Source organism: Auritidibacter ignavus, from assembly GCF_029853775.1.
In the GTDB taxonomy this organism is placed as follows: domain Bacteria; phylum Actinomycetota; class Actinomycetes; order Actinomycetales; family Micrococcaceae; genus Auritidibacter; species Auritidibacter ignavus.
In genome coordinates this window covers 1,637,111-1,662,540 of the sequence record NZ_CP122564.1, presented here as the reverse complement: position 1 = coordinate 1,662,540, position 25,430 = coordinate 1,637,111, and the positions used below count along the sequence as shown (strand labels likewise).

At 59.4% G+C, this 25,430-nt stretch carries 21 protein-coding genes; 14 read left to right on the top strand and 7 right to left on the bottom strand.

Annotated elements, in window-relative coordinates; genetic code table 11:
- Positions 1-105: 105 nt before the first annotated feature.
- The 4 genes from QDX22_RS07585 to bioD all read left to right on the top strand — a co-directional run bounded on the left by QDX22_RS07585 (position 106) and on the right by bioD (position 4,786).
- Positions 106-1,197: an NAD(P)/FAD-dependent oxidoreductase gene (locus QDX22_RS07585; protein WP_279673443.1), complete on the top strand. Its 1,092-nt coding sequence runs from the start codon at positions 106-108 to the stop codon at positions 1,195-1,197.
- Positions 1,198-1,566: 369 nt separating this feature from the next.
- Positions 1,567-2,901: an adenosylmethionine--8-amino-7-oxononanoate transaminase gene (bioA, locus tag QDX22_RS07580; RefSeq protein WP_279717703.1), complete on the top strand. Its 1,335-nt coding sequence runs from the start codon at positions 1,567-1,569 to the stop codon at positions 2,899-2,901.
- Positions 2,898-4,052 (top strand): aminotransferase class I/II-fold pyridoxal phosphate-dependent enzyme, encoded by a 1,155-nt coding sequence (locus tag QDX22_RS07575; RefSeq protein ID WP_110110949.1) that lies wholly within the window; start codon positions 2,898-2,900, stop codon positions 4,050-4,052. The genes bioA and QDX22_RS07575 overlap by 4 nt, the downstream gene beginning before the upstream one ends.
- Positions 4,049-4,786: a dethiobiotin synthase gene (gene bioD / locus QDX22_RS07570; RefSeq protein WP_199445909.1), complete on the top strand. Its 738-nt coding sequence runs from the start codon at positions 4,049-4,051 to the stop codon at positions 4,784-4,786. Before QDX22_RS07575 ends, bioD begins: the two co-directional genes overlap by 4 nt.
- Positions 4,787-5,131: 345 nt before the next feature.
- Here the strand turns inward: bioD and QDX22_RS07565 are convergent, their stop codons facing one another.
- Positions 5,132-6,205 (bottom strand): sigma-54-dependent transcriptional regulator family protein, encoded by a 1,074-nt coding sequence (locus tag QDX22_RS07565; RefSeq protein WP_110101410.1) that lies wholly within the window; start codon positions 6,203-6,205, stop codon positions 5,132-5,134.
- Positions 6,206-6,328: 123 nt separating this feature from the next.
- Here QDX22_RS07565 and QDX22_RS07560 point away from each other — a divergent pair, with 123 nt between their 5' ends.
- Entirely contained in the window at positions 6,329-8,155 is a 1,827-nt protein-coding gene (locus QDX22_RS07560; protein WP_279717702.1) for an NAD(P)/FAD-dependent oxidoreductase, read from the top strand.
- Positions 8,156-8,214: 59 nt separating this feature from the next.
- Entirely contained in the window at positions 8,215-9,606 is a 1,392-nt protein-coding gene (rlmN, locus tag QDX22_RS07555) for a dual-specificity RNA methyltransferase RlmN (RefSeq protein ID WP_279673444.1), read from the top strand.
- 1 nt (position 9,607) lies between these two features.
- Here rlmN and QDX22_RS07550 read toward each other — a convergent pair whose 3' ends face one another.
- Positions 9,608-10,072, bottom strand: a complete 465-nt coding sequence (locus QDX22_RS07550) for a hypothetical protein (protein ID WP_110110946.1) — start codon at positions 10,070-10,072, stop codon at positions 9,608-9,610.
- 241 nt (positions 10,073-10,313) lie between these two features.
- Here QDX22_RS07550 and QDX22_RS07545 point away from each other — a divergent pair, with 241 nt between their 5' ends.
- The 3 genes from QDX22_RS07545 (at position 10,314) to QDX22_RS07535 (ending at position 16,010) form a co-directional block, all read left to right on the top strand.
- The gene (locus QDX22_RS07545) at positions 10,314-11,546 is read left to right on the top strand and encodes an acyl-CoA dehydrogenase family protein (RefSeq protein WP_110098161.1); all 1,233 of its coding nucleotides are present in this window, start codon (positions 10,314-10,316) and stop codon (positions 11,544-11,546) included.
- A 148-nt stretch (positions 11,547-11,694) separates the two neighbouring features.
- Positions 11,695-14,955, top strand: a complete 3,261-nt coding sequence (locus tag QDX22_RS07540; protein ID WP_243857475.1) for a DEAD/DEAH box helicase — start codon at positions 11,695-11,697, stop codon at positions 14,953-14,955.
- A gap of 56 nt (positions 14,956-15,011) precedes the next feature.
- A complete protein-coding gene (locus tag QDX22_RS07535; RefSeq protein WP_110101413.1) occupies positions 15,012-16,010 on the top strand; it encodes an AAA family ATPase in 999 nt (332 codons plus the stop codon).
- Between the two features lie 19 nt (positions 16,011-16,029).
- Here QDX22_RS07535 and QDX22_RS07530 read toward each other — a convergent pair whose 3' ends face one another.
- The 4 genes from QDX22_RS07530 to purB form a co-directional block, all read right to left on the bottom strand.
- The gene (locus QDX22_RS07530; RefSeq protein WP_122549234.1) at positions 16,030-16,224 is read right to left on the bottom strand and encodes a hypothetical protein; all 195 of its coding nucleotides are present in this window, start codon (positions 16,222-16,224) and stop codon (positions 16,030-16,032) included.
- A gap of 201 nt (positions 16,225-16,425) precedes the next feature.
- Positions 16,426-16,839, bottom strand: a complete 414-nt coding sequence (locus tag QDX22_RS07525; protein ID WP_122549233.1) for an MFS transporter — start codon at positions 16,837-16,839, stop codon at positions 16,426-16,428.
- Positions 16,840-16,899: 60 nt separating this feature from the next.
- On the bottom strand, positions 16,900-17,796 hold the full coding sequence (locus QDX22_RS07520; protein WP_341771012.1) for a trimeric intracellular cation channel family protein: 897 nt from the start codon (positions 17,794-17,796) through the stop codon (positions 16,900-16,902).
- Between the two features lie 17 nt (positions 17,797-17,813).
- Positions 17,814-19,259 carry an adenylosuccinate lyase gene (gene purB, locus QDX22_RS07515; RefSeq protein ID WP_122549232.1) on the bottom strand — a complete coding sequence of 482 codons (1,446 nt, stop codon included), beginning with the start codon at positions 19,257-19,259 and terminating at the stop codon, positions 17,814-17,816.
- Between the two features lie 170 nt (positions 19,260-19,429).
- Here purB and QDX22_RS07510 point away from each other — a divergent pair, with 170 nt between their 5' ends.
- Together QDX22_RS07510 and QDX22_RS07505 are read left to right on the top strand one after the other, a co-directional pair.
- Complete coding sequence (locus tag QDX22_RS07510) at positions 19,430-19,846, top strand: hypothetical protein (RefSeq protein WP_110122982.1); 417 nt, start codon at positions 19,430-19,432, stop codon at positions 19,844-19,846.
- Positions 19,846-21,420, top strand: a complete 1,575-nt coding sequence (locus QDX22_RS07505) for a hypothetical protein (protein ID WP_147472544.1) — start codon at positions 19,846-19,848, stop codon at positions 21,418-21,420. The genes QDX22_RS07510 and QDX22_RS07505 overlap by 1 nt, the downstream gene beginning before the upstream one ends.
- 12 nt (positions 21,421-21,432) lie before the next feature.
- Here QDX22_RS07505 and QDX22_RS07500 read toward each other — a convergent pair whose 3' ends face one another.
- On the bottom strand, positions 21,433-21,828 hold the full coding sequence (locus QDX22_RS07500) for a phage holin family protein (protein ID WP_110098154.1): 396 nt from the start codon (positions 21,826-21,828) through the stop codon (positions 21,433-21,435).
- Between the two features lie 64 nt (positions 21,829-21,892).
- On the opposite strand from QDX22_RS07500, the gene QDX22_RS07495 reads away from it, so the two are divergent.
- From QDX22_RS07495 to QDX22_RS07485, 3 genes are all read left to right on the top strand, one after another.
- Positions 21,893-23,086 carry a histidinol-phosphate transaminase gene (locus QDX22_RS07495; protein WP_110110952.1) on the top strand — a complete coding sequence of 398 codons (1,194 nt, stop codon included), beginning with the start codon at positions 21,893-21,895 and terminating at the stop codon, positions 23,084-23,086.
- Between the two features lie 133 nt (positions 23,087-23,219).
- Positions 23,220-24,428, top strand: a complete 1,209-nt coding sequence (locus tag QDX22_RS07490) for a thiamine pyrophosphate-dependent enzyme (protein WP_110101417.1) — start codon at positions 23,220-23,222, stop codon at positions 24,426-24,428.
- Positions 24,425-25,429, top strand: a complete 1,005-nt coding sequence (locus tag QDX22_RS07485; RefSeq protein WP_110122979.1) for an alpha-ketoacid dehydrogenase subunit beta — start codon at positions 24,425-24,427, stop codon at positions 25,427-25,429. Before QDX22_RS07490 ends, QDX22_RS07485 begins: the two co-directional genes overlap by 4 nt.
- The last annotated feature ends 1 nt before the right edge of the window (position 25,430 follow it).

Here is a 25,430-nt window from a genome sequence, read left to right as displayed (position 1 = left end):
GTCTTTCAGATGGCTTGTGTAGGAACTTCCACCATCGGAAGGCCTCGACCTCTATCCAGCTATCGACGCGCCACTTCCCCGAGACCCCCGTCTACACCCTCGATTGTGAAGAGCCCCTTTGCCGGGGCCAGTCATCGCTCTTTCGCCTGGATTAATGCCAATCACAAACTCCCCGAAACCTATCATCAACCCAATAAAGCAGGAATTCACGCGCACGCGCAGTTCCAGGAATCGGTGTTGGATCAACGACGAGTGGAGGGTGATTCACCCTTACAGCCCTGGTTCCATCAAACCGGGTCAATCATGGCCGATCTTGGCACCGAACGCCAGGAAACGTATGGCCAGCGACTGGAAGAATCGCGTTCCCTGGGTTATCCGGTGGAGGTGATTGACCGGCAGCAGCTCCATAAGCTGGAACCGAGCATTGCATGGCCACAGGACTTGGAGAGCGCACTGTACTTTCCGATGGAAGCCTGGCTCGACCAACAAGGCTTAGCCGATGAGCTACTACGTCAATTAGAGCACCACGGGGTTCGCTTGACGGTCCGGGAGGTGATCGAGGTCATTCCCGGTCCACAGGGTGCCCGTGTGGTTTTCCGCGATGGGCCCCAGACGAGGGGAGATAAGGTGGTGCTGGCAGCCGGTGCATGGTCTCGTCAGATCGGGGAACGATCCGGATTCACGATTCCGACCGCCGATCTTGGTGAGCAGAGTACCCGCACGCACTCGCTGATTGGAGTGACAAAGCCAACCGATGCCATGCTGAACCGGGTGATCATCAGTTCAGCGATGAATGTTCGGCCCCGAAATGATGGCCGGTTCTGGGTTCAGATACCAGCCATGGAAGAACGCGTGGTCGAAGGCGAAACCGCCGAGCTACTGGAGGACACCTCGACCGTGATGCGTCAGCGGTTGAGGGAGTTTTTCGGAGTCGAGATCGAACTCGAGAAGGTGTACTACTCCGGTCGCAGTTTCCCTATCGATGGATTGTCTATTGTCGGTTACCTGGATGACCACGAGACCATCTATGCCGAAGTCACCCACTCGGGCATGACGCTCGCAATGATTCTTGCTGAGCTCGTCGAGCAGGAACTCTCGGGAACACCGAGCACGATGCTCGACAATTTCCGTCCGCAACGTTTTGATCATGGAAACGCCCCCGAGGCCGACTGGGATTACTTTATCGGCAAACAGTAGTCCGCGGTCGTGGGGTCATGAAGCACACCTCCTATCCCGTGGGTCGGAGACACTGGGCTGATTGTAGCGCGTGGTGTGATCAAAGCGCGGGCTGGGTATGGTGACGGTGAACCGTTCTGGTGCTCACCCACCAACTGGATCCAACCTCGAGGAAGACTAGTCGTCCTGCGCCGGGCGAGGAGCAGATCCTGAAACCCCGGTGCGTCATCGAATGCTACAACGGCCACGCGCGCCCTATTTCACCAGGGCAAATTGTGGGGGGGCGTGTCGATTTGGCACCCAACTGAACACTGTTCAATAATAAGAAGATGTTTAGATCTTCGTCACACGCCGGTGATGCTCGCGGTGTCGCTACGGACCAGGTCCGCCATGTCTGAACCTGTACCTGGGGCTCAGGCCAGTACATTGCAGCGGGATACTGGGTTGCTGTGGCACCCGTACGGCCCGCTCGATGCTGTTGCACACTTTTCGGTAACCGGTGCCGAGGGGCCCTACGTCAACCTGGTGGATGCTGCAGGCACCAGACATCGGCTCCTTGATGGAATGAGCTCGTGGTGGTCGGTCGTCCACGGCTACCGGAACCCGATGATGGATGCGGCGCTGACCCAGCAGATCGGGCGTTTCTCCCACGTGATGTTTGGCGGACTGACCCACGACCCTGCCGTGGAATTGGCTGAACGCCTCGTCGAGGTCACCCCGGCCGGGCTCGATCACGTGTTCCTGGCTGATTCCGGGTCGGTCTCCGTCGAAGTCGCCCTCAAGCTGGCGATTCAGTACCAGCGTGCCCGCGGGCGAGAACGCGGTACTTTCCTTGCTCTTGAAGGCGCCTACCACGGCGACACGACCGGGGCGATGAGTGTCTGCGACCCGGTCGGTGGCATGCACGCGGATTTCGCCTCCCTCCTAGCTGAAAACATCTTCCTCGCCCAACCTCCACTCCCTGAGGCACCCGCGGCCGAGGTGCAGGCATGGGTACGTGAGGCAGAAAACCTCGTGGATACCTCTGCGGGCAAGCTGGCCGGCGTTATTGTTGAGCCCCTGTTCCAGGGCGCGGGAGGAATGCGACCTTACCATCCGGCGGCACTGCAGGCTCTGCGACGATTGGCCGATGACATTGACGCAGTGCTCATCGCCGATGAAATAGCCACCGGCTTTGGGCGGACTGGTAGCGCTTTCGCTTCGCAGGTTGCCGGGATTACCCCCGATGTCATGTGTCTAGGTAAGGCTCTCACCGGGGGATATGTATCCATGGCGGCCCTTCTGTGTAGCGGTCCGATTGCCGAGGTTATTACCCGCTCCTCATATCGCGCGCTCATGCACGGCCCGACATTCATGGCCAATCCCCTTGCCTGTGCGGCCGCGAACGCCTCCCTGGGGCTGCTCTTCGGCGATGAAACCAGCGGGTGGCAACCGGCGATCGAACGCATCTCCCCGGCGCTGGAGGCCGGTCTTGCGCCGGCCCGGGAGTTGCCGGCCGTCACTGGGGCGCGCGTAACTGGCGGAATTGGTGTTATCGAACTCGACCGGCCTGTCGACATCGGCCTGACCACCCGCGTTGCGGCCGAACACGGGACATGGCTCCGACCCTTCCGGCGCCACATCTACACGATGCCACCCTATATTTCCACGGCCGAGATGGTCGATAGAATGACGCAGGCAATGGTCGCTGCGGCCGAGGCACATTCCCAGGAGTCGGCATCATGAACGCGATCACTGCTCGCCTTGCAGTCGCCAGTGATCGTCGTGTCACGGCCAATATGGACCGTCGCGACTCAGCGCTCACCGGTCTCGACCTCGCGTCGAACGACTACCTCAGTCTCTCTCGCCACCCAAAGGTTCACGCTGCCGCGGTAGCCGCGATTGAGGAGTTCGGCACCTCGGCACGCGCATCCCGCCTTGTCACCGGGACGACAGGCGCGCATCATGCGTTGGAAGCCGTCCTGGCCCAGCGCCTGCGACACGCCGCCTGTGTGACCTTCTCAAGTGGCTATATGGCCAATCTGGCGGCTGTCACAACATTGGCTGGTCCCAACACGCTCATCATCTCCGACGCGCATAATCATGCCTCGCTCATCGATGCGTGCCGGCTGACAAAGGCGCCCGTGCATATCGTGGCACACAACGATACGGCAGCTGTTGAGACCGCTCTGGCTGAACGGGCTCACCCTGAGGCGCTTGTGATCGTCGAATCGATCTACTCCGTCCTCGGCGATGCCGCGGACCTTGAGACACTGCTCGATTTGTGCGCCCGATATGATGCCATGCTCCTTGTCGATGAGGCCCACGGGCTGGGCGTCGCTGGTACCGGTGAGCACACCGGCTTCGGTGCTACCGCACAACTCAGCGCGCACCGCGACCGTCTGGTCGTCACCGCGACGCTGTCGAAGGCCCTCGGTTCTCAGGGTGGTGCTCTGCTGGGTAGCGAGCTCGTCCGCGATGCCACAATCAACACCGCCCGCTCGTTCATCTTCGACACCGGCCTGGCCCCGGCTAATGCCGCTGCAGCCCATGCCGCGCTCGAGCTCATGACCCCCGACCGTGTGGCCGATATGGCAACGGCTCGAGCTCAGCTTGCCGCCGCGCTCGAGGTACCGGTCCCGGCCGGTGCGGTGCTCTCGGTGCCCATGCCCACACCCGAATCCGGGGTGCGAGCTCGAGAATTGCTCCGCGACGAGGGCATCCTCGTGGGGTGTTTCCGGCCTCCTTCAGTCCCCGATGGCATCACGCGAGTGCGGTCTACAGCACGCGCCGGTCTCAGTGACGCGGAACTGGAACGCGCCTGCACGCGCATCCAGGCGATCATCCGCGCCTGCGCCTTATCAGCGTCCTCTGGTACCCGGGCGGCCGACTCATGATGCCCCGGTACGTGTTTGTCACGGGTACCGACACGGGGGTCGGCAAGACCATCACGACAGCTGCGCTGGCTGCAAGGCTGTCTGCCACCGGGCGACGAGTGATGATGGTCAAGCCGGTCCAGACCGGTCATATTCGCCCCGACGATCCCGAACGCGCCGTGCTCGAGGCGCAGTATTCCGATGTCGTCACCGAATCCGATGCACAGATCGTCGCCCGGCTTGCCGGCATCGAAACCTTCACCCACGTGACCCTGCGATTGCCGATGGCGCCGGTACCGGCCGCCAGGGCCGAGGAAGTCTCGTTACCGACCGTTGATGAACACGCTGCCCTGATCCGTGCACTGGCCACACGGACTGAAGCTGACCATGTCCTCATCGAGGGTGCCGGTGGTGTGCTTGTCGACTTCGGTGGCCACACGCTGGCCGATCTCGCCCGAGCCTTAGCGGTCGACTTAGACGGAGACGTCAGTGCTATCATCGTCGCCCGTTCACGGTTGGGCACACTTAATCACACCGCGCTGACCGCCGAAGCGCTCTCTCATCGTGGCGTCGAGGTCAGCGGGATCATCATTGGTTCCTGGCCTGATCCTGCCCTACCGGTCGATGTCGACAACCGCCAGGCGCTTTCAACGATTGCCCCGTTACTCGGGGCGATACCGGCGGCGGTCGGCCATAGCCTTGGTGCCGAAGAGTTCCAGGCACAGGCACCACGGTGGCTAGATCTACCACTGTGATTCGTCTCAGGAGCGTAATTCTGATTCCGATGGCGCAACAGGCTGGTTAGCGGGATGAATTCCAGAACCGGGCATTTGCGGTTGAACGGAATGTGCTCACTGTTAGGCAGGATGCTCGGCCGTGGGTCTGCTCCCGGACGTGGGAGGAACGGTGGCTGAGCGAGAATACTCCTCCGGCCACAGTTATTGCGTCGATGGGCGATGACTGATCCCTTGTTTCTCGTGTTGCCTACCGGGACGACCATCAAGGCTGTATTGCCGAAGTCAGCTGGCAGAAGAGAAGCTTTTGGGCTCACTCAGTACGATGCTTGAGTACTTTCGGTCTCGAACGCTCCGGGACTTCGGCTAGAGGTCTTGGTCTTGGAATGCCATTTCGGTTCGGCGCCACCGAATCTGTTGTGACTTAGTACCTGCTGAGCGCACGAGCTGTTCGACGTGTTGATCCAGCCAGGCCCGCCACTGCAAAATCCGCTCATTGGCCGAGTGCGCTAGTAGTGGTTGGGTATAAAGATCGAGGACTCCATCAAGATCTTCCTCGCTGAGAAGTTGCTCAACTTTACTAACGTCGGATGTAACCACGACATCTTCGGCAAACCGGTAGGGCTGGGACAGCAACGCATCACCGAGCACTTTTCTGAGTCTGTGCATCTCCGTCCTTATAGTTCCGGGTAGTCCGAAATCCCCATAAAGTTCACCGGTCAGTTCCGCTGCCGACCACCCGCGCCGGCGTGACTCCAACATTGCGAGAACCTCTGCCCCGCGCAAGGGTATTTGCGTCCATCCCCGCCCAGGCACGGAGACTGCGGGCTGAGAACCAAGCAACCTGAGACGGACTAGGTTAGCTTCCGAAGCTTCTTCTAATTGCGACCGGAGTAAACCGGTTGCCAGGCCGGCGCTGAACTGAACCATGGCGGTGATATCTTCGCTGATGGTCGTGCACGGGCCGGTGATATCGAGAATTCCGATGACAGACCCTGATCTGGGACAGGTTATGGGGGCCGCCATACAACTAAATCTCTGGTGGCTATAGGCAAAGTGCTGTTCCCCGGAGACGAGTGATGCTGTTTGTGTCCTTAGTGCCTGGGAAATGGCATTGGTTCCCACACTGGGTTCGGACCAACCTGCGCCCTCCACGAAGCCAATCCGGTCTGCCTGGTTGAGCATCTTCGAGGTGCCGTATCTCCACAACACGGTTCCGAACGAGTCGGTCAGAATCATGACCTGCTCGTGAGAGCTGCACATTGAAAACGCTTCCCACAGCGGAGTAGCAATGTCCGATAGGCCACTGCGGAGCCGTTGCAACTGGACATCATTGTCGCTGTGGACCAAAGCTGGTTCCTGTAAGTCGCGAGAAAGGCCCAGTTGAGCGCATCGGGCCCATGCAGCGGTGAGTTCTCCTTTGGTTTCTGTAACCGGCATGTAACCCCCTAGGTGTTAACCTCGGAGCATCAATGTGATTGATGTCACTATATCAGTCTGCACGGTGTGTTGAGAGATGTCTGTCGCGGACTGGTATAAGACGACGAATTCGAGGAGAAAACCATGACAAACGAAAACACCCGTCAGGTGCATACATCAGTTCAGGAATCAGCTATTGCCATCGCCGAAAACTGGCTTCAAAGCTTCTCGGAAGCTTTGGACTCCCATAACGCCGAACAGGTGGTAGAGGTATTTGAGCCAGACGGTTTTTGGCGAGACTTCGTGGCGTTTACCTGGAATCTCTACACTGCTGAAGGGCACGAGCACATCAGGGAGCTCGTCGCTGCGACCCTGGAGCAGGCATCACCACGCAATTGGCGCATTACTGAGGAACCGGTCACCGAGGATGGAGTTACCACCGCGTGGCTAAGCTTTGAGACCGATGCTGGGAGAGGGGAGGCGATTGTGCGGATCCGTAACAACGTCGCCTGGACATTACTGACTATTCTCGAGGAACTTCGCGGGTTCGAAGAACGGGTGGGTCGCCGTCGCCCGCAAGGAGTAAGCCATCGCATCACTAAAGGACGCAAGACATGGCTCGAAACTCGTCAAGAGCGCGAGCAAACACTCGGGGTAACTGAGCAGCCCTATACGTTGATCGTTGGGGGAGGCCAAGGCGGCATCGGGTTGGCATCACGCTTGGAGAATCTTCAGGTGCCCACTTTGGTCGTCGATCGTTACGAGTCTCCGGGAGGTGCATGGCGTAACCGCTATAAGTCTCTACACCTGCATGACCCTGTGTGGTACGACCACATGCCCTATATGAATTTCCCCGACAACTGGCCGGTCTTCCCGTCCAAAGACAAGGTCGCAGACTGGCTTAAGTACTATGTGGATCTCATGGAGCTGAATTACTGGTCCAGCACTACCTGCACAAATGCGCAGTGGCACAAAGAAACGCAACGCTGGGAGGTCCGGGTGGACCGCAACGGCGAAGAGGTCACCCTCTACCCCACGCACCTGGTCTTCGCGCTGGGTGTCTCCGGATACCCACATGTTCCAGTGTTCCCCGGCCAGGCTGAATTCGCCGGCGAGCAACATCATTCCTCTCAGCACCGTGGTGGTGAGGCTTACGCGGGCAAGCGTGCGGTGGTGATTGGATCTAACAACTCCGCGCACGACATTTGTGCCAGCCTCTGGGAGCACGGCGCGAACGTGACGATGGTTCAGCGTTCCTCCACACACATCTCGCCCAGTCATTCACTTATGAAGCTCGCGCTCGGACCCCTGTACTCCGAAGATGCAGTGGAGGCAGGAATCGATACAGACCGGGCCGACAGGCTATTCGCTTCCTGGCCTTACCGAATTCTGCCGGATGTTCAACGCCCGGCTTTTGAACAAATGCGCGAGGAGAATGCGGAGTTTTACCAGGCATTGGAAGATGCGGGCTTTAGCATCGACTTTGGCGAGGATGGCTCAGGACTGTTCCTGAAGTACCTACGACGTGGTTCCGGATACTACATTGACGTCGGAGCTTCACAACTGATCATTGATGGTGAGGTGAGCCTGCGCAACGGGCAGGTGGATCACCTTACGGAGCACTCGGTCGTACTCGCCGATGGCACGGAGTTGCCCGCGGATCTCGTGGTTTATGCCACTGGCTTCGGCTCTATGAACGAATGGCTGGCCGACATTATCTCCCCGGAAGTTGCTGACACCGTGGGGAAATGCTGGGGTTATGGCTCCGATACCAAAAGGGATCCCGGTCCTTGGGAGGGAGAACTTCGCAATATGTGGAAACCCACTAACGTGAAAAACCTCTGGATCCATGGCGGTAATCTGCATCAGTCCAGGCACTATTCCAAATACCTGGCGATCCAGCTGAAGGCCCGCTATGAAGGGCTGGACACGCCGGTGTATAAACTTCAGAAATCACACCACAAGTCATGATGTCTGGATGGTCGGTTTGTAGACCGTGGGTGCGGTAATCATGCGATAATTAAAGCGTTATGTCGCAACGTTATACCCCACGCCAGCCAGGTACCCGCCCCGTGAAGCGCGAGACCGATCGCGCAGGTCGAACGCGCCTGAATCCGCCGAAGCGGGCACTGATGGACGAAACCGAGGCGCGGGAACTTGCCGAAGATCGAGCACGCCTCAAGCGTCACGGATACGGTGCGCCCAGCGAGTTTAGCCCGCGCCGGACCGATAACAACCGTCCCCAGGTGCGACCCCAGACCGAAGGATGGGTCCAACAGACCGGGCCCGACGGGCGTCCACTGCTACAGTTCAAGCAACGGCCCAAAGTCGCTCAACCCCAAACACATCTGGCGGATTTGAGCCTGGAAGAACGTGAGGCCAAGTTGGTTGAGTTGGGATACCCGACATTCCGGGCCAAGCAGCTCTCGACCCATTACTTCACCCACTACACCACCGATCCGGAGCGGATGACCGACTTGCCCGCCGGATCCCGTGACGAGCTGGTTGCCGAATTTTTTCCATCGTTGCTGACTGAAGTTCGGAAACTCACCACCGAAAACGGTGACACCGTGAAGTTTCTCTGGCGGCTCTTTGACGGTGCCCTGGTCGAGTCCGTGCTGATGCGCTACCCGGGCCGGATTACCTTGTGTGTCTCATCGCAAGCTGGCTGTGGCATGAACTGCCCCTTCTGCGCCACCGGGCAGAACGGGTTGACTCGCAATATGTCCGCCGCTGAGATCGTGGACCAGATCGTGCATGCCAATCGCTTCATCGCCGAGGGTGGACTGGGTGGACGGACCCACCATGAATCTGGTGAGGCAGAACGGGTCACCAACGTCGTCTTTATGGGCATGGGTGAGCCCCTGGCCAACTACAAACGCGTCATCGCCGCGGTCCGCCGCATGGTCGAGCCCAGCCCCGCCGGATTGGGAATGTCGGCTCGAAACATCACCGTTTCCACCGTGGGTCTGGTGCCTGCGATCAACCGTTTGGCTGCCGAAGGCATTCCGGTGACCTTCGCCTTGAGCCTGCACGCCCCGGATGACCAGTTGCGTGACGAGCTAGTGCCGGTCAACTCGCGCTGGTCGGCCGATGAAGCCATCGATGCTGCCTATAACTACTACAAGGCCACCGGTCGTCGTGTCTCCATCGAGTACGCGCTGATCAAAGATATGAATGATCACGCCTGGCGCGCCGACCTGCTGGCGAAGAAACTCAATGCCCGCGGACACGGATGGGTGCACGTCAACCCGATTCCGCTCAACCCCACTCCCGGCTCAATTTGGACGGCTTCGGAACCCGAAATCACCGACGAGTTCGTACGCCGACTCAATGAAGCCGGGGTACCGACCACCTTGCGTGACACCCGTGGTCAAGAAATTGACGGGGCCTGTGGTCAGCTGGCGGCCGACAACGCCTAGATTAGCGTTGGTTGGCGATTTCCAACGGGGTCGGATAGAGCGACCGGGCTTTCTTAGTCGGTAGCACTGTAGCGCTGACCGGGTGCGGACCGGTGGTGCCATCTGAAGTCGTCGAGCTCGGCTGATCAGGGGGCGGTTGACAGCCTGCCCGGGCGCCGGTGAGTAACTCAAATAATGGGTCCAGCATGGACTCGATGTCCTGCAGATCCTGTTCGGAGAGGATGCCCCCGTTTTCTTGTTCCAGCTTCTCGCGACGGACCAAGTGCGCCAGCAGTGTTCCCCGATAAATATCGACCTCATCCTCGAAGCCGACGGTGACCTTTTCGGAGCCACCAATGACCAGCTCAATGGCGTAGGGAGTACGGATGAGGCAGCTCAATGTTCCGGTCACGGTGCGATTGCCTGCATTCACTTCGATAAGTTGCTCAATATTTCTCAGGTCCAAGTCCTTCGCCGGTATTCGCATTGACTGATCCTTTATCTCTTCCTGACGATCCGGTCCTGCTACAGCACGTAGCAATAGTGTCCTAGTTCACATTTGTTTGAAAATATTTCACTAGGTCGCGCCCTGAATGTCTAGTGTTTCTGTCAAAATGGTGTCATTTTTCGGTTCTTTTGCATCACGATTCAACCCCACAGCGCGCAATAGCCGCGGTGTGCTCTAGACAACAATCAATTGCAACCGTGAACAGCGGTAGCATGTGAGTATGACAGAGAACACTTTTCCAGGCCGTACTGAGCCCGACTACCACGTGACCGATGCCCTCGATGTTGACTACTATCAGGTCTTCTCCGATATCCCCGACGAAGATCGTGCGGTGTGGTTGCGCGCCCGCGATTATGCTGAATCCGTCGCTGAGCAACTGGCTGATGGATGGAATAAGCACGAATACTCGGTCTCGATCGCCCAGGGGCTCGGCAAAGCAGGTCTGCTCAGCGACGGGCTCGACCACCCCGACCTGGAAAAATTCTCTCCGCTGGCCACCGGTCTGGTCAATATGGAGCTCTCCCGTGTTGACGGATCGCTGGGCACCATCCTGGCAGTCCAGGGTGGGCTGGCACTGCGAACCCTGGTTTACTTCGGTTCTGAAGAACAGAAAGCAAAATATCTCAAGCCCCTAGCCACGGTCGAGATTCCGGGGGCGTTTGGTCTGACCGAACCCGATCACGGCTCCGACTCGGCCGGTCTGGAAACCCAAGCCACCCGCCAACAAGACGGCTCCTGGGTGCTTCGTGGCTCGAAGCGCTGGATCGGTAACGGCGCTGCCGGGGGCATCACCTTCATCTTTGCTCGGGTGAACTCCGAAGGTGCAGAAGACCACGGCAAGGTGCGTGGCTTTATCGTCCCACAGGAAACCGAAGGCTACTCGGCCACACCGATCCGCTATAAAGGGTCGTTGCGCGGTATCGACCAGGCCGATATCTGGCTCGACGACGTGCACCTGCCCGCTGATGCGGTGCTTCCAGATATGCACAATTTCAAAGACGTCTCCAAGGTACTGTATGCAACCCGTGCCGGTGTCGCCTGGTCGGCACTGGGTCACGCCACCGGATGTTTTGAAGCTGCTCTGGCATATGCCACCCAGCGCAAGCAGTTTGGCAAGGTGTTGGCCAAACACCAGATGGTTCAAGAGCGCCTGACCCGGATGCTCTCCGAGTTGGTGAGCATGCAACTCTACTGCGTGCAACTGGCCAACTTGGAAGCCAACGGCATCCTTCGTCCCACCCAGGCATCGCTGGCTAAGTACAACAACACCCGCACCGCTCGGCGGATTGCCGCTGACGCCCGCGATTTGATGGGTGGCAACGGCATCAAGCTCGAGCACGGTGTCATCCGCCACATGGCCGACATTGAAGGTATTCACACCTATGAAGGCACCGAGTCGGTGCAGGCCCTGCTGATCGGTCGTGACCTGACCGGACACGGTGCCTTCGCCTAAGTTGCTTGCTCGCGCTGTGGCGTGACACTGTCGCCCTCGTGGTGGCTGGAACCCAATATGCTGGTTCCGGCCACCACGTGATTTTTAACCACCTCCGCCCACGCGGCAACTATGTGCAGAAACAGCTGCACCTTATAGTATTTTCGGTATGAGTCGCCAGCGCCCCGACCAATCTGAAATGCCTCTTCCCCTCGGAGCCTACGAGGCGCTACTTACCCACCGCCGACAGAGCCAATTGGACCAACGCCTGGCTGACGGGACCGTCGAGGCCTCTATCCGCCCGGTGGCTACTGGGGAGGAAAACTCCCAGCTGGCCCAGTATCTTTCCGGACTCATCCAGCGCGCGCTCGAGCACTGCGACACCACTAAAAAACGCCTTGCCCTAGCCGAGCGCGTGATCGGCGTGCTCGGAGACGAGTTCGCCGCCGACCAGCTTCTTCCCGCCCCGGAGTCAAAACCACGGGCGCAACAGCTACTCGACCTGGTCAGTGCGGAACTCAGCGACCACAGCACCACCCATCGCGTGAGCGACAACTCAGCGTACCGCCTGGTGCGTCCAGAAACACCATTATCCGAGGCCGGATTGCTGACCCACAGCCGAGAGGGCGAACCACAGATCGGAGCCGAGATTCGTTCCGAGCTTGATACGGCCGATCGCGTCGACCTGCTGATGTCGTTCGTGAAGTGGTCCGGGTTGCGGCTTTTCGAAGCAGAACTGACCAGACTCAAAAATCGCGGAGCCACGTTCCGTGTGCTGACCACCACCTACATCGGTGCCTCAGAACGAGTAGCGATCGACCGGCTCGTCAAAAAATTCGGGGCCGAGGTCAGAATCAGCTATCAGACCACCAGTACCCGGTTACACGCCAAAGCCTGGTTGTTCCATCGGTATTCGGGATTCTCGACCGCCTATGTGGGGTCCTCGAATCTTTCCCGGGCGGCCATGCTCGACGGGTTGGAATGGAACGTTCGCCTCTCCCAGATCGCCACCCCGGCGGTGATGGACAAATTCCAAGCGACCTTCGAAACCTTCTGGGCCAGTGCCGAGTTTGAGCCCTACGACCCCGAACGCGATGGCGATCGGCTGGAGCGTGCGCTGGTAGAAAACCGACATGACGGCCCTAGCGTGACCATGACCGTCGGCGATGATGTGGTTACTGATATCAGCGGACTGGAGGTGCGCCCTTATCCGCACCAGGTCATCATGCTTGAACAATTGGCCGCCGAACGAGCCGAACACGGCCGAAATAAAAACCTCGTCGTGGCAGCCACCGGCACCGGCAAGACCGTGGTGGCCGGACTCGACTACCGGAACCTCGCGCAAACACCCGACCCGCAGAACCCCTGGCGCCATGATCCACCACGGCTATTATTCGTTGCCCACCGCCAGGAAATCTTGCGCCAATCCCGGCGGACTTTCCAGGAGATCTTGGCCGACGGGTCTTTCGGAGAGCTCCTGGTCGATGGAGCGAGCCCACGGACCTGGAACCACGTCTTCGCCTCCGTACAATCACTTCACGATGAGGTCATCACCCGCATTGATCCGGAGCATTTCGACGTGATCATCATCGATGAGTTCCACCACGCCCAAGCACCGACCTACCGGCGTCTGCTGAATTACTTCCAGCCTCGACAACTCCTGGGACTCACGGCCACCCCCGAACGTGCTGATGGCGTCAATGTGGCGGCCTTCTTTGATCACCGCATCGCGACCGAAATGCGACTGTGGGACGCATTGGAATCAGATATTTTGGTTCCCTTCCACTACTTCGGCATCGCCGACCTCGACGAGTTGGATCTCAGCCGGCTGCGGTGGACACGAGGCCATTACGACGAAACCGAACTCAGTAACCTCTACACCGGCAATGACGCACGCGTGCGCCTGGTGGTTAAAGCACTGCGTGATAAGCTCACCGACCTGAGCCACATGAAGGCGCTGGGATTCTGTGTCGACGTGCAACACGCCGAGTTCATGGCCACCCGATTTAACCAGATCGGAATTGCGGCCCAGGCGATTACCGGAGGAACCCCGAGTGACAAACGCCGGCTGTATGTGGAACAGCTCACTACGGGCGTGCTGAAGATGATCTTCACCGTGGATGTGTTCAACGAGGGTGTGGACATCCCCGAGGTCAACACGGTGGTCTTCCTGCGTCCGACTGAATCACCGGTGATTTTTCTCCAGCAACTGGGTCGTGGTCTGCGCCGTGGCCCCGAGAAGAACGTGCTCACAGTGCTGGATCTGATCGGGCAACAGCACGAAAAATTCCGCATGGACCGCAAATTCCGCGCGTTGACCGGCTCGGGTCGTCGCAGACTCGTTAAGGATGTCGAACACGGTTTTCCCTACCTGCCTGCGGGCACCCAGATCGTCCTCGACCAGATCGCTAGCGACCGGATTCTCGACAATCTGAAGAAAAACACCTCCAGCACCAAAAACGCTGTGATTCAAGACGTGCGGGAACATCTGGGGACCCGGAACATTTGGCGCTATACACTCCATCACTACCTCACGGAGGCAGACCGCACCATCGAGGACATCTACCGCTCGGCTGGCTCCAAACGGTCGTGGACCTCCATCCGTGCCGAGGTGGCAGGCGACGACGCACCGGTGACTGACGAAGGCCTCACCACAAGCTTCGGAGCCTTTCGTCTCTTGCACGTCAATGACGAACAGCGGGTGAAAATCTACCGCGAGCTCATCCACGAACCCTTCAGATACGAGGCACTGACCGAGCCAGAACAACGCTGGGCGCGGATGTTCTACTTCTCTTTCCTGCATCCTTACCAGAAGGACGACACGTTCGCCTCCTATGACCACGCGTTCGACTGGCTACGGCACCAAAAGATCCTAGTGGACGAAATTGAGCAGATTTTTGAGCACAATCTCGCCACCGCCCGGATCGTTCCCGCCACCACCGCCCTGGGGGAACAGGTGCCCCTGGTAGCCCGGGCCAGTTACCGCCGCGAAGAAATCTTGGCTGCCTTGGATGTCTCCAGCTGGGAAAAGCCTCGAGCCTCCCACGTTGAGGGTGTCCAGTACTCGGAGGCTTTTGAGACCGATGCGTTACTGATTAACCTGCATAAATCCGAACGTGATTTTTCCCCGACCACGATGTACCGGGATTACGCGATCAGTCCCGAGCTGTTTCACTGGGAGTCTCAGAGTAGAGTCGGTCCCGATTCACGAGCCGGGAAACGCTACAAGTGCAAAGCGGAGAACGGGACCCATACGATGTTGTTCGCCCGGCATTCTCCCACCGATGTCATCGGCACCCGAGCCTTCGTCTGTCTCGGCACCGCTGACCTGGTCTCCTGCGAAGGCGCGAAACCGATGACCATCATTTGGCGTCTCCATCAGCCGATGTCCCAAGAGCTGACAAATATGGCCAGCGCCGTGGCCTCCTAGACAACCCGACTATGATGGGTATGTCACACTACATGATCTAAGGGACTGATTTCTCCATGTCAGGGCTAAGCCACGACATTTCTGCCTTAGTCGCCAACCACGCTGCCGGCGACGACGAAAGCTTCTATGCGGTGGCCCGCGACGTTGCTACCCGCGAGCTACGCGACGGGCGACGCAACTCCGCCCAAGAGATTCACAACGCGGTCAATGCTGCCACCGGTGAGAAAGCCAGCGAAGACGAAGACCTCGACGCCGAATACACCGACGCGTTGGTTGATTCGGACCTGACCGAATATATTGAGGTCACCCGCCCCAAGGGACATCTGGATGATCTGATCATCTCTGATGACCTCATCGAACGGCTCCGGCAACTGATTGCCGAGCACCGTTCGGAAGAAGAACTCAAAGAAGCCGGCCTCTACCCAGCCTACCGGGTGCTCTTAGAAGGCCCGGCCGGGACTGGTAAAACCGCTACCGCCAAAATTTTGGCCTCAGAACTGGGGTTGCCACTGGTCACCGTCTGGTTGGACTCGCTGTTGGCGGCCTACTCCGAAGATGAGGATGTTCGGTCCTTGCGGGGCGTATTCAAAAAACTCACGCAACGCAACGCGATCTTCTTATTCGACATGTTCGGCGTCGTCGCCATCGAACACCGCGACGCCCGGGACCGTGGCGTGTTCCGGGCGTTCATGATGTTTTTGGACGAGATTCAGCCCGGCTCCATCGCGCTGGCGGCCACCAATCGGCGGGAAGCGCTGGAACGGTACATGTTCCGCCACTTCGACGTCGTGCTGAACTTTTCGCTACCAGACCCGCGGGTGGCGGTCCAGGTGATGCGCAATGAACTGGGTAACCTGGCTCCGGACGTCACGGTCAATGAGGCCGACGTGTACGGCCAATACATGCCCGGACTCAGCCACGCCGAACTGGTGCTGGCCGCCCAGGACGCCGCCAAGGCCGCAGTGCTACGTGGCGCGACCCAGGTGACACAGGACGATCTGATTTTCGCACTCACCAACCGTGGAGCGCACATGCTCAACGACCACGAGGACTAGTACCCTGCCGATACCGCCCTCAGTGCTGAGCGCGGGAAGCGAACACCACGGCCACCAGTGACAGCAGGCAACAACCGGCCAGGAAGGCACCTTGGCCTCCCGAGGTGAAGGTGATGACCAGGCCGTCGCCGGTCGCTACGGCCAGCACGGCGAGCCACGCAGAACTCGAGGCCAGACCGAGCAGGATCGCAAAAGCGGTGACCGAGCCGATCATCGCCCCGGGCGGCCGGGCGGGAGAGCCCGACGTGTTCGAAGGTCATCGGCGAGATGGCGAACACCGCCAGGGTGTAGTTGATGGCATTGTGGCCGGTCATCATCAAAAACCCGGTGACCAATCCGTGCAAATGGTGGCGGAACAGTCGTGAGACCGGAGCACGCTGCTGGTCCTCTCGTTCTTCGGTGCGGTCACGTGCCTCTAAGTACTCGGGTGTTTCTTCCAGCCGTTGGCGGATGAAAACCGCCAGGAACGCCAGTGTCGCCAGGGCGATACCGGCCGCAGGCCTGCCCACGACGAATGAGGTGAACAGTCCACGCCGTTTTGGGGAACAAATTCGGCTACCAGCGTGGTGGCCCCGGAGAGCCCGATGCCGGCGGTAGCCACACCCATGACCATGACGGTCAGCAACAATGCGGGGCGACGGCCGTAGTGGTCGCCGACATGACCAATGATCAACCCTCCCAGCCGACGGGCAATACATCCCACCGCAAAAGTGGCGAACGCAGCCAGCGTGGCAGGTGTCTCCCCGCCGGGGCAGAACAGCGGCGCGACTAGGGCTCGGTGGGCGTCAGCAGACGGGCGCTCACGACGTTGTTCAAGTATGGCCGTCATTTATCAATGCTCAACGTCAGCCCCCAGAAAACGGCCTGTTTATGACACCGGGCACACACCCTAGAACTTGTCGGGGCCGTGATCGGGATCTGAATCATCCGAGTCAGAACCTGGATCGTCATCGGGACCATCAAGCTCGTCGAGTTCATCCTCCAACTCGTCCGCTAATTCCTCTTCATCGTCAGGCTTGGGATCGATACGTTGCCAGGGCCAGGCGAAGGTCCCGCCAAAAGCCGCGCTGGGAGCATGCCACTTAAATCGCAGGGCCACGAGTCGGAAACTAAACACCGCCACGGCAGTCACGGCACCCCAGAGTGGCTCGTAGACATCCAAGGCGTTCAAAATTGCCACCACCGCAGCGCCGGAGACCGCCGGGATGGCATAGATATCGTGGGGGTTGAAGATGGCCGGGATCTGGTTGGCCACCACATCGCGTAAGAGCCCGCCAAAGACCGCGGTGGCAGCGCCCAAAAGTGTTGCCGAGACGACCGGTAGCCCCGCATCGGTGGCGATCAGGGTACCGACCACGCAAAACACAGCGAGTCCTCCGGCATCAAACACCAGGATCGTGCGTCGGAGCCGGTCTGAGTCAATGACTCGGATATACACCAGTAAGACCGCCAGGGCCACCGGGATCATGTAGGACGGGGAAGCGAACGCATTGGGGACCCCAGCGTTAATGATCACATCGCGGACCACACCGCCACCCAGTCCGGTCAGCGCTGCCAGCAGCGCCGAGCCGATGATGTCGAAACCACGCCGGGAGGCCAGCAGTGCACCGGAGACCGCGAAGAAGAACACCCCGGATAGGTCGGCAAAATAGACAATATCGGGCAGATAGTCCACCGAAGAGTCTGGCATCTGCTCCGTGGGTTCCGGGAATTCATCGATCCCGCGGGGCTGTTGGTCCTGGATATCGTCTGGGTCGGTCTGGGCCAGGATGAATGACGCTAACACACTGGTGAGGCTTCGCGTTAGCGACGTCCCTCAAGCGTTTCGGCCGCCAATTGTGCGGCCACCCCGGTGTAGGCCGCGGGGGTGAGCTTCAGTAGCTGCTCCTCGGCCTGGGAACTCAGCCCCAAGGACCGGACAAACTCGCGCATCCGCTCGGGGGTCACTCGCTGACCGCGGGTGAGTTCTTTGAGTCGTTCGTAGGGTTGTTCCATGCCTTCGGTGCCGGCAATGGCTTCAGCGCGCATCACGGTCTGGATGGCCTCACCGAGTACTTCCCAGTTGTTATCCAGGTCCGCGGCCAGCACCTGTTCGGCGACGGTGAGTTGCCCCAGCCCGCGAGTGACGTTGGACAGGGCCAGCACCGAGTGGCCCAGCCCCACCCCGATATTGCGTTGGGAGGTGGAGTCGGTCAGGTCGCGCTGCCACCGGGACTCGATCAGGGTCTGACCCAGTGTGTGCAGGATGGCATTGGACAACTCGCAGTTGGCCTCGGCGTTTTCGAAACGGATCGGATTGACCTTATGCGGCATGGTCGAGGACCCGGTCGCCCCGGCAACCGGGACCTGGGTGAAATAGCCGATGGAGATATAGGACCACACGTCCTGGCAGAACCCGTGCAGGATCTGGTTGAACCGGCTGAGATCATCGTAGAGCTCTGCCTGGTAGTCGTGGGATTCGATCTGCGTAGTCAGGGGATTAAAGCTCAGCCCTAAGCTTTCCACAAAGGACTGAGCAATTACCGGCCAGTTAGCGTGGGGGACAGCCACGTGGTGGGCGGCGTAAGTGCCGGTGGCGCCATTAATCTTGCCCAGGTATTGCTGGCGGGAGATGCGATCCAGCTGGCGTTGCAGGCGGTGGACAAACACCGCCAATTCTTTGCCCAGGGTGGTTGGGGTTGCCGGCTGGCCGTGGGTGCGTGAGAGCATCGGGGTGTGTTGGCACCCTTGTGCGAGCTCGGTGATCGTGTCGATCGTTTCTTGCGCTCGCGGGATCCAGACCTGGTGGATCGCATCGCGAATACCCAGGGCATAGGCGAGGTTATTGATGTCTTCGCTGGTGCAGGCGAAGTGCACCAGCGAAGTCAGCCGCTGCAGTCCCATGTCTTTCAGATGGGCGGAGATGAAGTATTCCACGGCTTTGACGTCGTGGACGGTGGTGGCCTCAAACTCAGCCAGTTCGGCGATCGAGGCAGCGTCGAACTCGGTGTACAGCCGGCGTAACTCGTGCTTCTGGTCGGCGGAGAGCTGGTCCAGACCAGGCAGGACCTGAAGTTCACACAGGTGAATGAACCACTCGACCTCCACCACCACACGATTTCTATTCAGTGCCGCCTCGGAAAGATGCTCGGTGAGCTCCGAAACGGATGACCGATACCGGCCATCCAGGGGTCCGAGCACTGCCCCGGCGTCAGCTAAAGAACGACGTGCAGAATCGGTGGTCGCGAGTGAAGAATCAGTGGAGGTCATTTTTCTATTTTTGCACGTTTTCCCGCCCGGTCCACAGGCTTGAAGGTTTGCAACGGTTATCCACTGTTGGCCCGAGAAGACGGTGGAGAACGTGGGCGCTTCCTACGCTGAATTCGTCGATACGTTGATTCGATGAGTTATGAGATGACGCAGGAGACGAAAGGCGCGAGATGACACTGATTGAAACCGCCACCGGAGCGTATTGCACGCATGTGGCCCCCCACATTCAGCAGTGGTCGGAGGGACCCGGGGTGGGAGACCTGGGAGTGGCCGCCATCGAGAAAGCCACCCTGGCACTGGAAACGGTCGTGGACGAAGTTCAGGGGGTTCAGGCAGAAATTGAGCAGCTGGCCTCCCGACTCCGCGATATCAGTGGCCTGGACTGGCACTCGATGGCCGGGGAAGCGTTCAAAGACAAGACCCGACGTACCGAGGCGAAGACCCGGGATATCTCTGACTCAGCGCTTGCCATGAAACAGGCGGGCCGGAAGGGAATCGACGAGCTACGGGTCCAGGCGGCCCAGGCCCGGGATGCTCTGAACGCGGCCCGGTCCACGGTCGCTGATATTGCGACGGGAGTGTGCTGATGGCCTCGGTGGTGGGTGGAGCCTCGTCAATCCAGGGCAATCTTGAAGAACTGGAACGTGGTAGTCAATTCTTGAAAGACATTGCAGTGCGTGCCGGGGTACTGGGGGCAAAAGCTACTGCGTGGAGTGGTGCGCTGAGTTTCGCAACAGTGACCGTTCCTTCAGGAGCCCAGGTACGGGCCCGTGCTGTCGAGGTGAGTTCAGGACTGGCCTGGCTGGCCACTGAATCCTACGGCTTAGCGGAGGGCGTGGATTTCGCTGTGGCAGGATACCGTCAGGCAGAACGCGTGGTCGAAGAGCAGATGTCTTCCTTAATGCTGGCGGTGTCCGGAACACGAATGTTGGGGGATCTGGTGACCGGCCAAGATATCCGCACCGAAGACCTAGCCCGCTTACTCGAAGACGGGCCCGAAGCGGTATTAAACCTGCTCCACGTTGGTTTTAGTCCGGCCGGCGGCCTTGCTCTTGGCACAGTAGCCAATGTCACTGAAGCCGGTTTGAAACTGATAACCGACAACCCGGAGCTCTCCCAGACTGAAGCATTGTGGATGCTGGCCGGAGGCGTGGTTGGCACGGCGGGACTTTTGCGAGTCGGCCGGTATGACACCACAAACACCACGAAAGGTGACACCGATGCCCAAGGGTGGGCCGAGGCTGGACGGGCGGATGGCAGTATTGCGTGGTTGCTGAAGCACCAGGAGGGGTCCTTCCCTGAAAATGCTGGAGAATCATCCATGCAGGTTGGCAGGATCACTCTTGACAGTGGCGAGGAGGTTTATACGGTCAGCTACCCGGGGTCACAATTTGATGACCTGGACATCTCAGACCCTGACGAGCTATTCAACCCCCAACAACTACTTCAAGACTTCGGATTTGAAGAAAATGCCTGGGGTGCCACTGGAATGCGGGAAGGGATGACCTTAGGGTCTCAACACGTCGCTGATGCCACCGTCGAGATTCTTGCAGAAGCTGGGGTGCCCGAGGGGGCGAAGGTGATCTTCAGCGGCTATTCCCAAGGCGGTATGCATGCCTCAACGGTGGCGACCAACCCCAAGATCACTGACGTCTACGATGTGGAGGCGGTTGTCACCTACGGTGCACCAGACCACCACGTCGACCACGATCCAGACACTATTTATCTCGGGTTTCAGCACATCAGAGACCGGGCGACCGCGCTCAGCGGCCCGGTACCCGATGGGGGAGTGAACCATTCCCGAGTGATCCTGGAAGATCTCCCTGCGGGAGCAGACCCCGCTGAATCCGGGGCGTTCGGTGCCGGGCACAGCTGGCATAACCTGGAGGAAATGACTCGGGACGCAGTGGCGGATCCGGTGGTTCGGGGGCAACTGGAGCATCAGCTACAGCATCTGTCTGGAATCACCACTGGGGCGGTGGCCACCAAAACCTATTCGCTCCAGCGCCGCGATCCCGGAGCACCCCGTAATCCGTTAGACCGGATCGCAGAGGGCGCCCACTCTGTCATGCAAGACGTGGGAAAGAACAGTCGGACCCTAAGCCCCACCACGAGCCCATTAGGGCCGCCCCGGATCAGCATGCCACCGTTGCCCTCCTAACAGGCCGGTGCCTTAGGCTTCGGCTGGCGGAAACAGCGCTGCGAGCACTCGCTGCATAATGGCTGAGGCCAAGGAGATGATAATGGCGGCGAAAATGGCGGTAAACCAGAACTCATCAATTTCTAGGTGCACCGGGAAAATCTGAGAGATCCACGTGCTCAGCCACAACAACACAGCGTTGATCACCAGAGTGAATAACCCCAATGTCAGGCAGGTGACCGGCAGCGAGAGCACCCGCAGAAACGGGCCAATCACGGCGTTCACCACGCCGAAGATGACCGAGACACCGAGGAGTCCAAGGATTTCCTCCCCGGTCGAACTGGCGCCGACGAAATACATTCCGGGTAGTAGCCAGGTGGCAAGCCACACAGCCACCGCGGTAACAGCGGTGTTGAGCAAGAATCTCATGTCCTCATCGTGGCACACGAAGGTGAAAATGTGGTGAGCACCATTCAACGATACGATGGTTTTTATGAATGTCCCTGAATCTTCCGCGTCCCGCGACCACCACCAGGCTCAGCAGCCTGGCACCACAAACGGAGTTTACCCCCGCGCCGTGTTGAACGAGCTGCCCGCCTATGTTGCCGGGAAACCCTCGGGGGAGGTGCCGGGCTTGCGTTCCTATAAGCTCTCGTCCAACGAGAACCCCTACGCCCCGGTGCCAGCGGTGATCGACAAGCTGGCCGAACTGTTCAGCGCCGCACCGACCGAAGACCACGAGCGACCTGCCGGTGAGATTCTCAACCGCTATCCGGACACGATGTACACCGCTCTGCGCCAGGAACTGGGAGAGACCCTGGACGTTGACCCCGACGACATTGTGATCGGCGCCGGATCGCTGGGTGCGCTCACCCAGTTGGTGTCCACTCTGGCGGGCACCAGCGCCGACGGGACCCGTGACGAGGTCATCATCCCGTGGCGTTCCTTTGAGGCTTACCCGATTGTCGTGCTCTCGGCAGGCGCCCAAGATATTCGGGTCCCGTTGCTAGCCGACGGTCGTCACGACCTGCAGGCCATGGCCGACGCACTCACCCCGGCAACGCGGATGATCATGCTGTGTAGCCCCAATAATCCCACCGGCCCGGTGCTGACCACCGCCGAGGTCGATGAATTCATGGCCAAGGTTCCCGCTGATGTTCTCGTGGTCCTCGACGAAGCCTACGTGGAATTTATCGAGGACCCCCAGGCCGTCAATGGCCTGGAATTCTTTGCCCGCTACCCCAATGCGGCCGTGGTGCGAACCTTCTCCAAAGCTCACGGGCTGGCCAATCTTCGGATCGGCTATGCGCTGGTGCATCCGGACCTGATGCCCCACGTGCGCGTGATGGCTACCCCGTTTGCAACCTCCACCATCGCCGAAACCGCCGCGATCACTTCTTTGCAGAACCTCGACCAGGTGCATAAGCGGGTGGCCATCGTCCAGCAACAGCGTCGTTGGGTGTTGAGTGAGCTGCACGCCATGGGTATTCAGGTACCCGAAAGCTCAGCAAACTTCTTCTGGCTGGACCTTCGCGAACGCACCCCGGAATTCGTACAGAAGGCCGCGACGTGGGGTCTGTCCGTGCGCGGGTTCGGACAAGAAGGCGTGCGCGTCACCATTGGTGAAGCTGAAGCCAATGAGCGGTTGTTGCAGATGGTGGCAGAGTTCTTCAACGTCTCTCGGTAAGTCGCCCCCGCAACCGGCGGAGCATTATACAACTGTCCGGCATGGTTTCGCGGTTCTCCTGGTAGATTAGTGATAGTTCTCACGTGTTGGAGTCACCCATTCCAACGCGATGACGACCAGGAAGGACCTTGCCATGACCGAGAGAACCTCTATTGTCCCCGTCGGTGATGATGGGTCAGAGAAGATCCCCGCTGACCTACCTGCCGACACTGTCCAATTCCTCGACCCGGATGGAATCTATCAGCCCTCCCACACTGCGGATCGATTCCAGTCCCACGCGGATCACCTCAATCAGGAACAACTCCAGCAGCTCTACCAGCTGATGGCAACGACCCGCAGAATCGATAACGAGGCCACCAGCCTGCAACGTCAAGGCGAGCTGGTACTCTGGGCCTCCTGCTTCGGTCAAGAAGCTGCCCAAGCTGGGGCAGTCTTTGCTCTGGATGACACCGACCACATTTTCCCCACCTACCGTGAGCATGTGATGGCTTTCCATCGCGGAGTTCCCGTGCGCGATATGCTCACGTTCTTCCGCGGTGCCAAAAACTCCGGGTGGGATTCTCGCGACTTCAACATTCACCCCTACACCATCGTGTTGGGCACCCAAGTTCCCCAAGCCGTGGGGTATTCCTGGGGCACCAAACTCGATCACGCCAAATGGCAGGGTGCTGATCTAAAACATCGCCCCCCGGTAACGCTGGCTTGTTTCGGGGACGGCACCTCCTCGGAAGGTGACGTCCATGCCGGTATGGTCTATGCCGCATCGCAAAACACGCCCACCCTGTTCTTCTGCCAGAACAATCGGTGGGCTATTTCTGTGCCTTTTAACGTCCAATCACGGGTACCGATTTCCACCCGCGCAGCCGGCTACGGCTTCGAAGGCATCAACGTTGACGGTAATGACCCTATCGCGATGTTTGCCGTCACCCAGTGGGCTGCCGAACGCATTCGTTCCGGCAAGGGCCCGGTTTTGATTGAGGCGCACACCTACCGGCGCGGGGCCCACACCACTGCTGATGATCCCACCAAGTACCGGACCAAGGACGAGGAAGATGCCTACGCCCGGTTGGATCCGCTGAGACGCACAGAAGCTTATTTGCGACGGCAATATAAGGTCGACGACGATTTCTTCGAACAGATTGCCACGGATGCCGATGCACAAGCCAATCAATTGCGCGACATGGTCTTGGCGATGGCGCCAGAGAACACGTTGACCCTCGAAGAGTTCATGCAGAACACTTACGCGGAGCCACACCCGTTGATTGATGAAGAACTAGCTGAATACCGTCAGTACCACGCCGGCTTTGCTGACGAACCCGTCGCGAACGGCGGTGAACGATGAGCGCTACCGCCGAGACTGCGACGAAGAAACTGACCATTGGTCAAGCCATCAACCAGGCCCTGGCCGATGAACTCGCCAGCGACGACAAGGTGCTACTGCAAGGCGAAGACATCGGCTCACTCGGTGGGGTCTACCGTGTCACCGAGGGCTTGAAAGCCGAATTTGGTGGCGACCGGGTGGTGGATTCGCCGCTGACCGAATCCGGGATTATTGGCACCTCGATCGGGCTGGCGCTAGCTGGTTACCGCCCTGTGGCCGAAATCCAATTCGATGGGTTCGTCTACCCGGGCTTTGACCAGATCACCTCCCAGCTGGCCAAACTCCATGCCCGCATGGATGGGGCCCAACAGGTTCCGGTCACCATCCGACTACCCTACGGTGGCGGGATCGGGTCTGTGGAACACCACGGTGAATCACCCGAGGCCCTGTTCACTCATACCGCTGGGTTGCGGATCCTGACCTATTCCACGGCCCACGACGCCTACTGGCTGACTCGGGCTGGAATTCGTAGCCACGACCCGGTGATGCTCTTTGAGCCCAAGCGTCGCTACTTCGCCCGCAGTATCGTCGACTTCTCCGATCCCGGTCACGCAGCCGACCCATGGAAGGCCGTGGTGGCCAAAGAAGGCACAGATCTCACCTTGGTGGTTTGGGGCGCGATGACCGCGGTCGGACTGGCCGCTGCCGAAGCCGCCGAAGCTGAAGGAATCAGCATCGAGGTGGTGGATCTGCGCTCGCTGTCACCGATCGACTTTGACACTCTGGAAGCCTCACTGAAGCGCACAACCCGGATGGTGGTAGCCCACGAGGCCTCCGTGTTTGGTGGGCTCGGCGGTGAAATCGCGGCCCGGCTGACCCAACGGTGCTTCTACTACCTGCAAGCACCGATCGCCCGGGTAGGCGGATGGCACATCCCGTATCCGCCCTCGCAGATCGAGCACGACCACATCCCGGATCTCGACCGCATTCTGGATGCGGTCGACACCACACTGGCTTTCTAAC

What these genes read in the sequence shown, in the direction of transcription:
- bioA (WP_279717703.1), top strand. Translation starts at nt 1,567, where the DNA reads ATGTCTGAACCTGTACCTGGGGCTCAGGCCAGTACATTGCAGCGGGAT.
- QDX22_RS07510 (WP_110122982.1), top strand. Translation starts at nt 19,430, where the DNA reads ATGACACTGATTGAAACCGCCACCGGAGCGTATTGCACGCATGTGGCC.
- QDX22_RS07560 (WP_279717702.1), top strand. Translation starts at nt 6,329, where the DNA reads ATGACAAACGAAAACACCCGTCAGGTGCATACATCAGTTCAGGAATCA.
- QDX22_RS07565 (WP_110101410.1), bottom strand. Translation starts at nt 6,205, where the DNA reads ATGCCGGTTACAGAAACCAAAGGAGAACTCACCGCTGCATGGGCCCGA.
- QDX22_RS07485 (WP_110122979.1), top strand. Translation starts at nt 24,425, where the DNA reads ATGAGCGCTACCGCCGAGACTGCGACGAAGAAACTGACCATTGGTCAA.
- QDX22_RS07535 (WP_110101413.1), top strand. Translation starts at nt 15,012, where the DNA reads ATGTCAGGGCTAAGCCACGACATTTCTGCCTTAGTCGCCAACCACGCT.
- QDX22_RS07500 (WP_110098154.1), bottom strand. Translation starts at nt 21,828, where the DNA reads ATGAGATTCTTGCTCAACACCGCTGTTACCGCGGTGGCTGTGTGGCTT.
- QDX22_RS07490 (WP_110101417.1), top strand. Translation starts at nt 23,220, where the DNA reads ATGACCGAGAGAACCTCTATTGTCCCCGTCGGTGATGATGGGTCAGAG.
- QDX22_RS07550 (WP_110110946.1), bottom strand. Translation starts at nt 10,072, where the DNA reads ATGCGAATACCGGCGAAGGACTTGGACCTGAGAAATATTGAGCAACTT.
- purB (WP_122549232.1), bottom strand. Translation starts at nt 19,259, where the DNA reads ATGACCTCCACTGATTCTTCACTCGCGACCACCGATTCTGCACGTCGT.
- bioD (WP_199445909.1), top strand. Translation starts at nt 4,049, where the DNA reads ATGATGCCCCGGTACGTGTTTGTCACGGGTACCGACACGGGGGTCGGC.
- QDX22_RS07540 (WP_243857475.1), top strand. Translation starts at nt 11,695, where the DNA reads ATGAGTCGCCAGCGCCCCGACCAATCTGAAATGCCTCTTCCCCTCGGA.
- QDX22_RS07545 (WP_110098161.1), top strand. Translation starts at nt 10,314, where the DNA reads ATGACAGAGAACACTTTTCCAGGCCGTACTGAGCCCGACTACCACGTG.
- QDX22_RS07575 (WP_110110949.1), top strand. Translation starts at nt 2,898, where the DNA reads ATGAACGCGATCACTGCTCGCCTTGCAGTCGCCAGTGATCGTCGTGTC.
- QDX22_RS07530 (WP_122549234.1), bottom strand. Translation starts at nt 16,224, where the DNA reads ATGATCGGCTCGGTCACCGCTTTTGCGATCCTGCTCGGTCTGGCCTCG.
- QDX22_RS07495 (WP_110110952.1), top strand. Translation starts at nt 21,893, where the DNA reads ATGAATGTCCCTGAATCTTCCGCGTCCCGCGACCACCACCAGGCTCAG.
- rlmN (WP_279673444.1), top strand. Translation starts at nt 8,215, where the DNA reads ATGTCGCAACGTTATACCCCACGCCAGCCAGGTACCCGCCCCGTGAAG.
- QDX22_RS07525 (WP_122549233.1), bottom strand. Translation starts at nt 16,839, where the DNA reads ATGACGGCCATACTTGAACAACGTCGTGAGCGCCCGTCTGCTGACGCC.
- QDX22_RS07505 (WP_147472544.1), top strand. Translation starts at nt 19,846, where the DNA reads ATGGCCTCGGTGGTGGGTGGAGCCTCGTCAATCCAGGGCAATCTTGAA.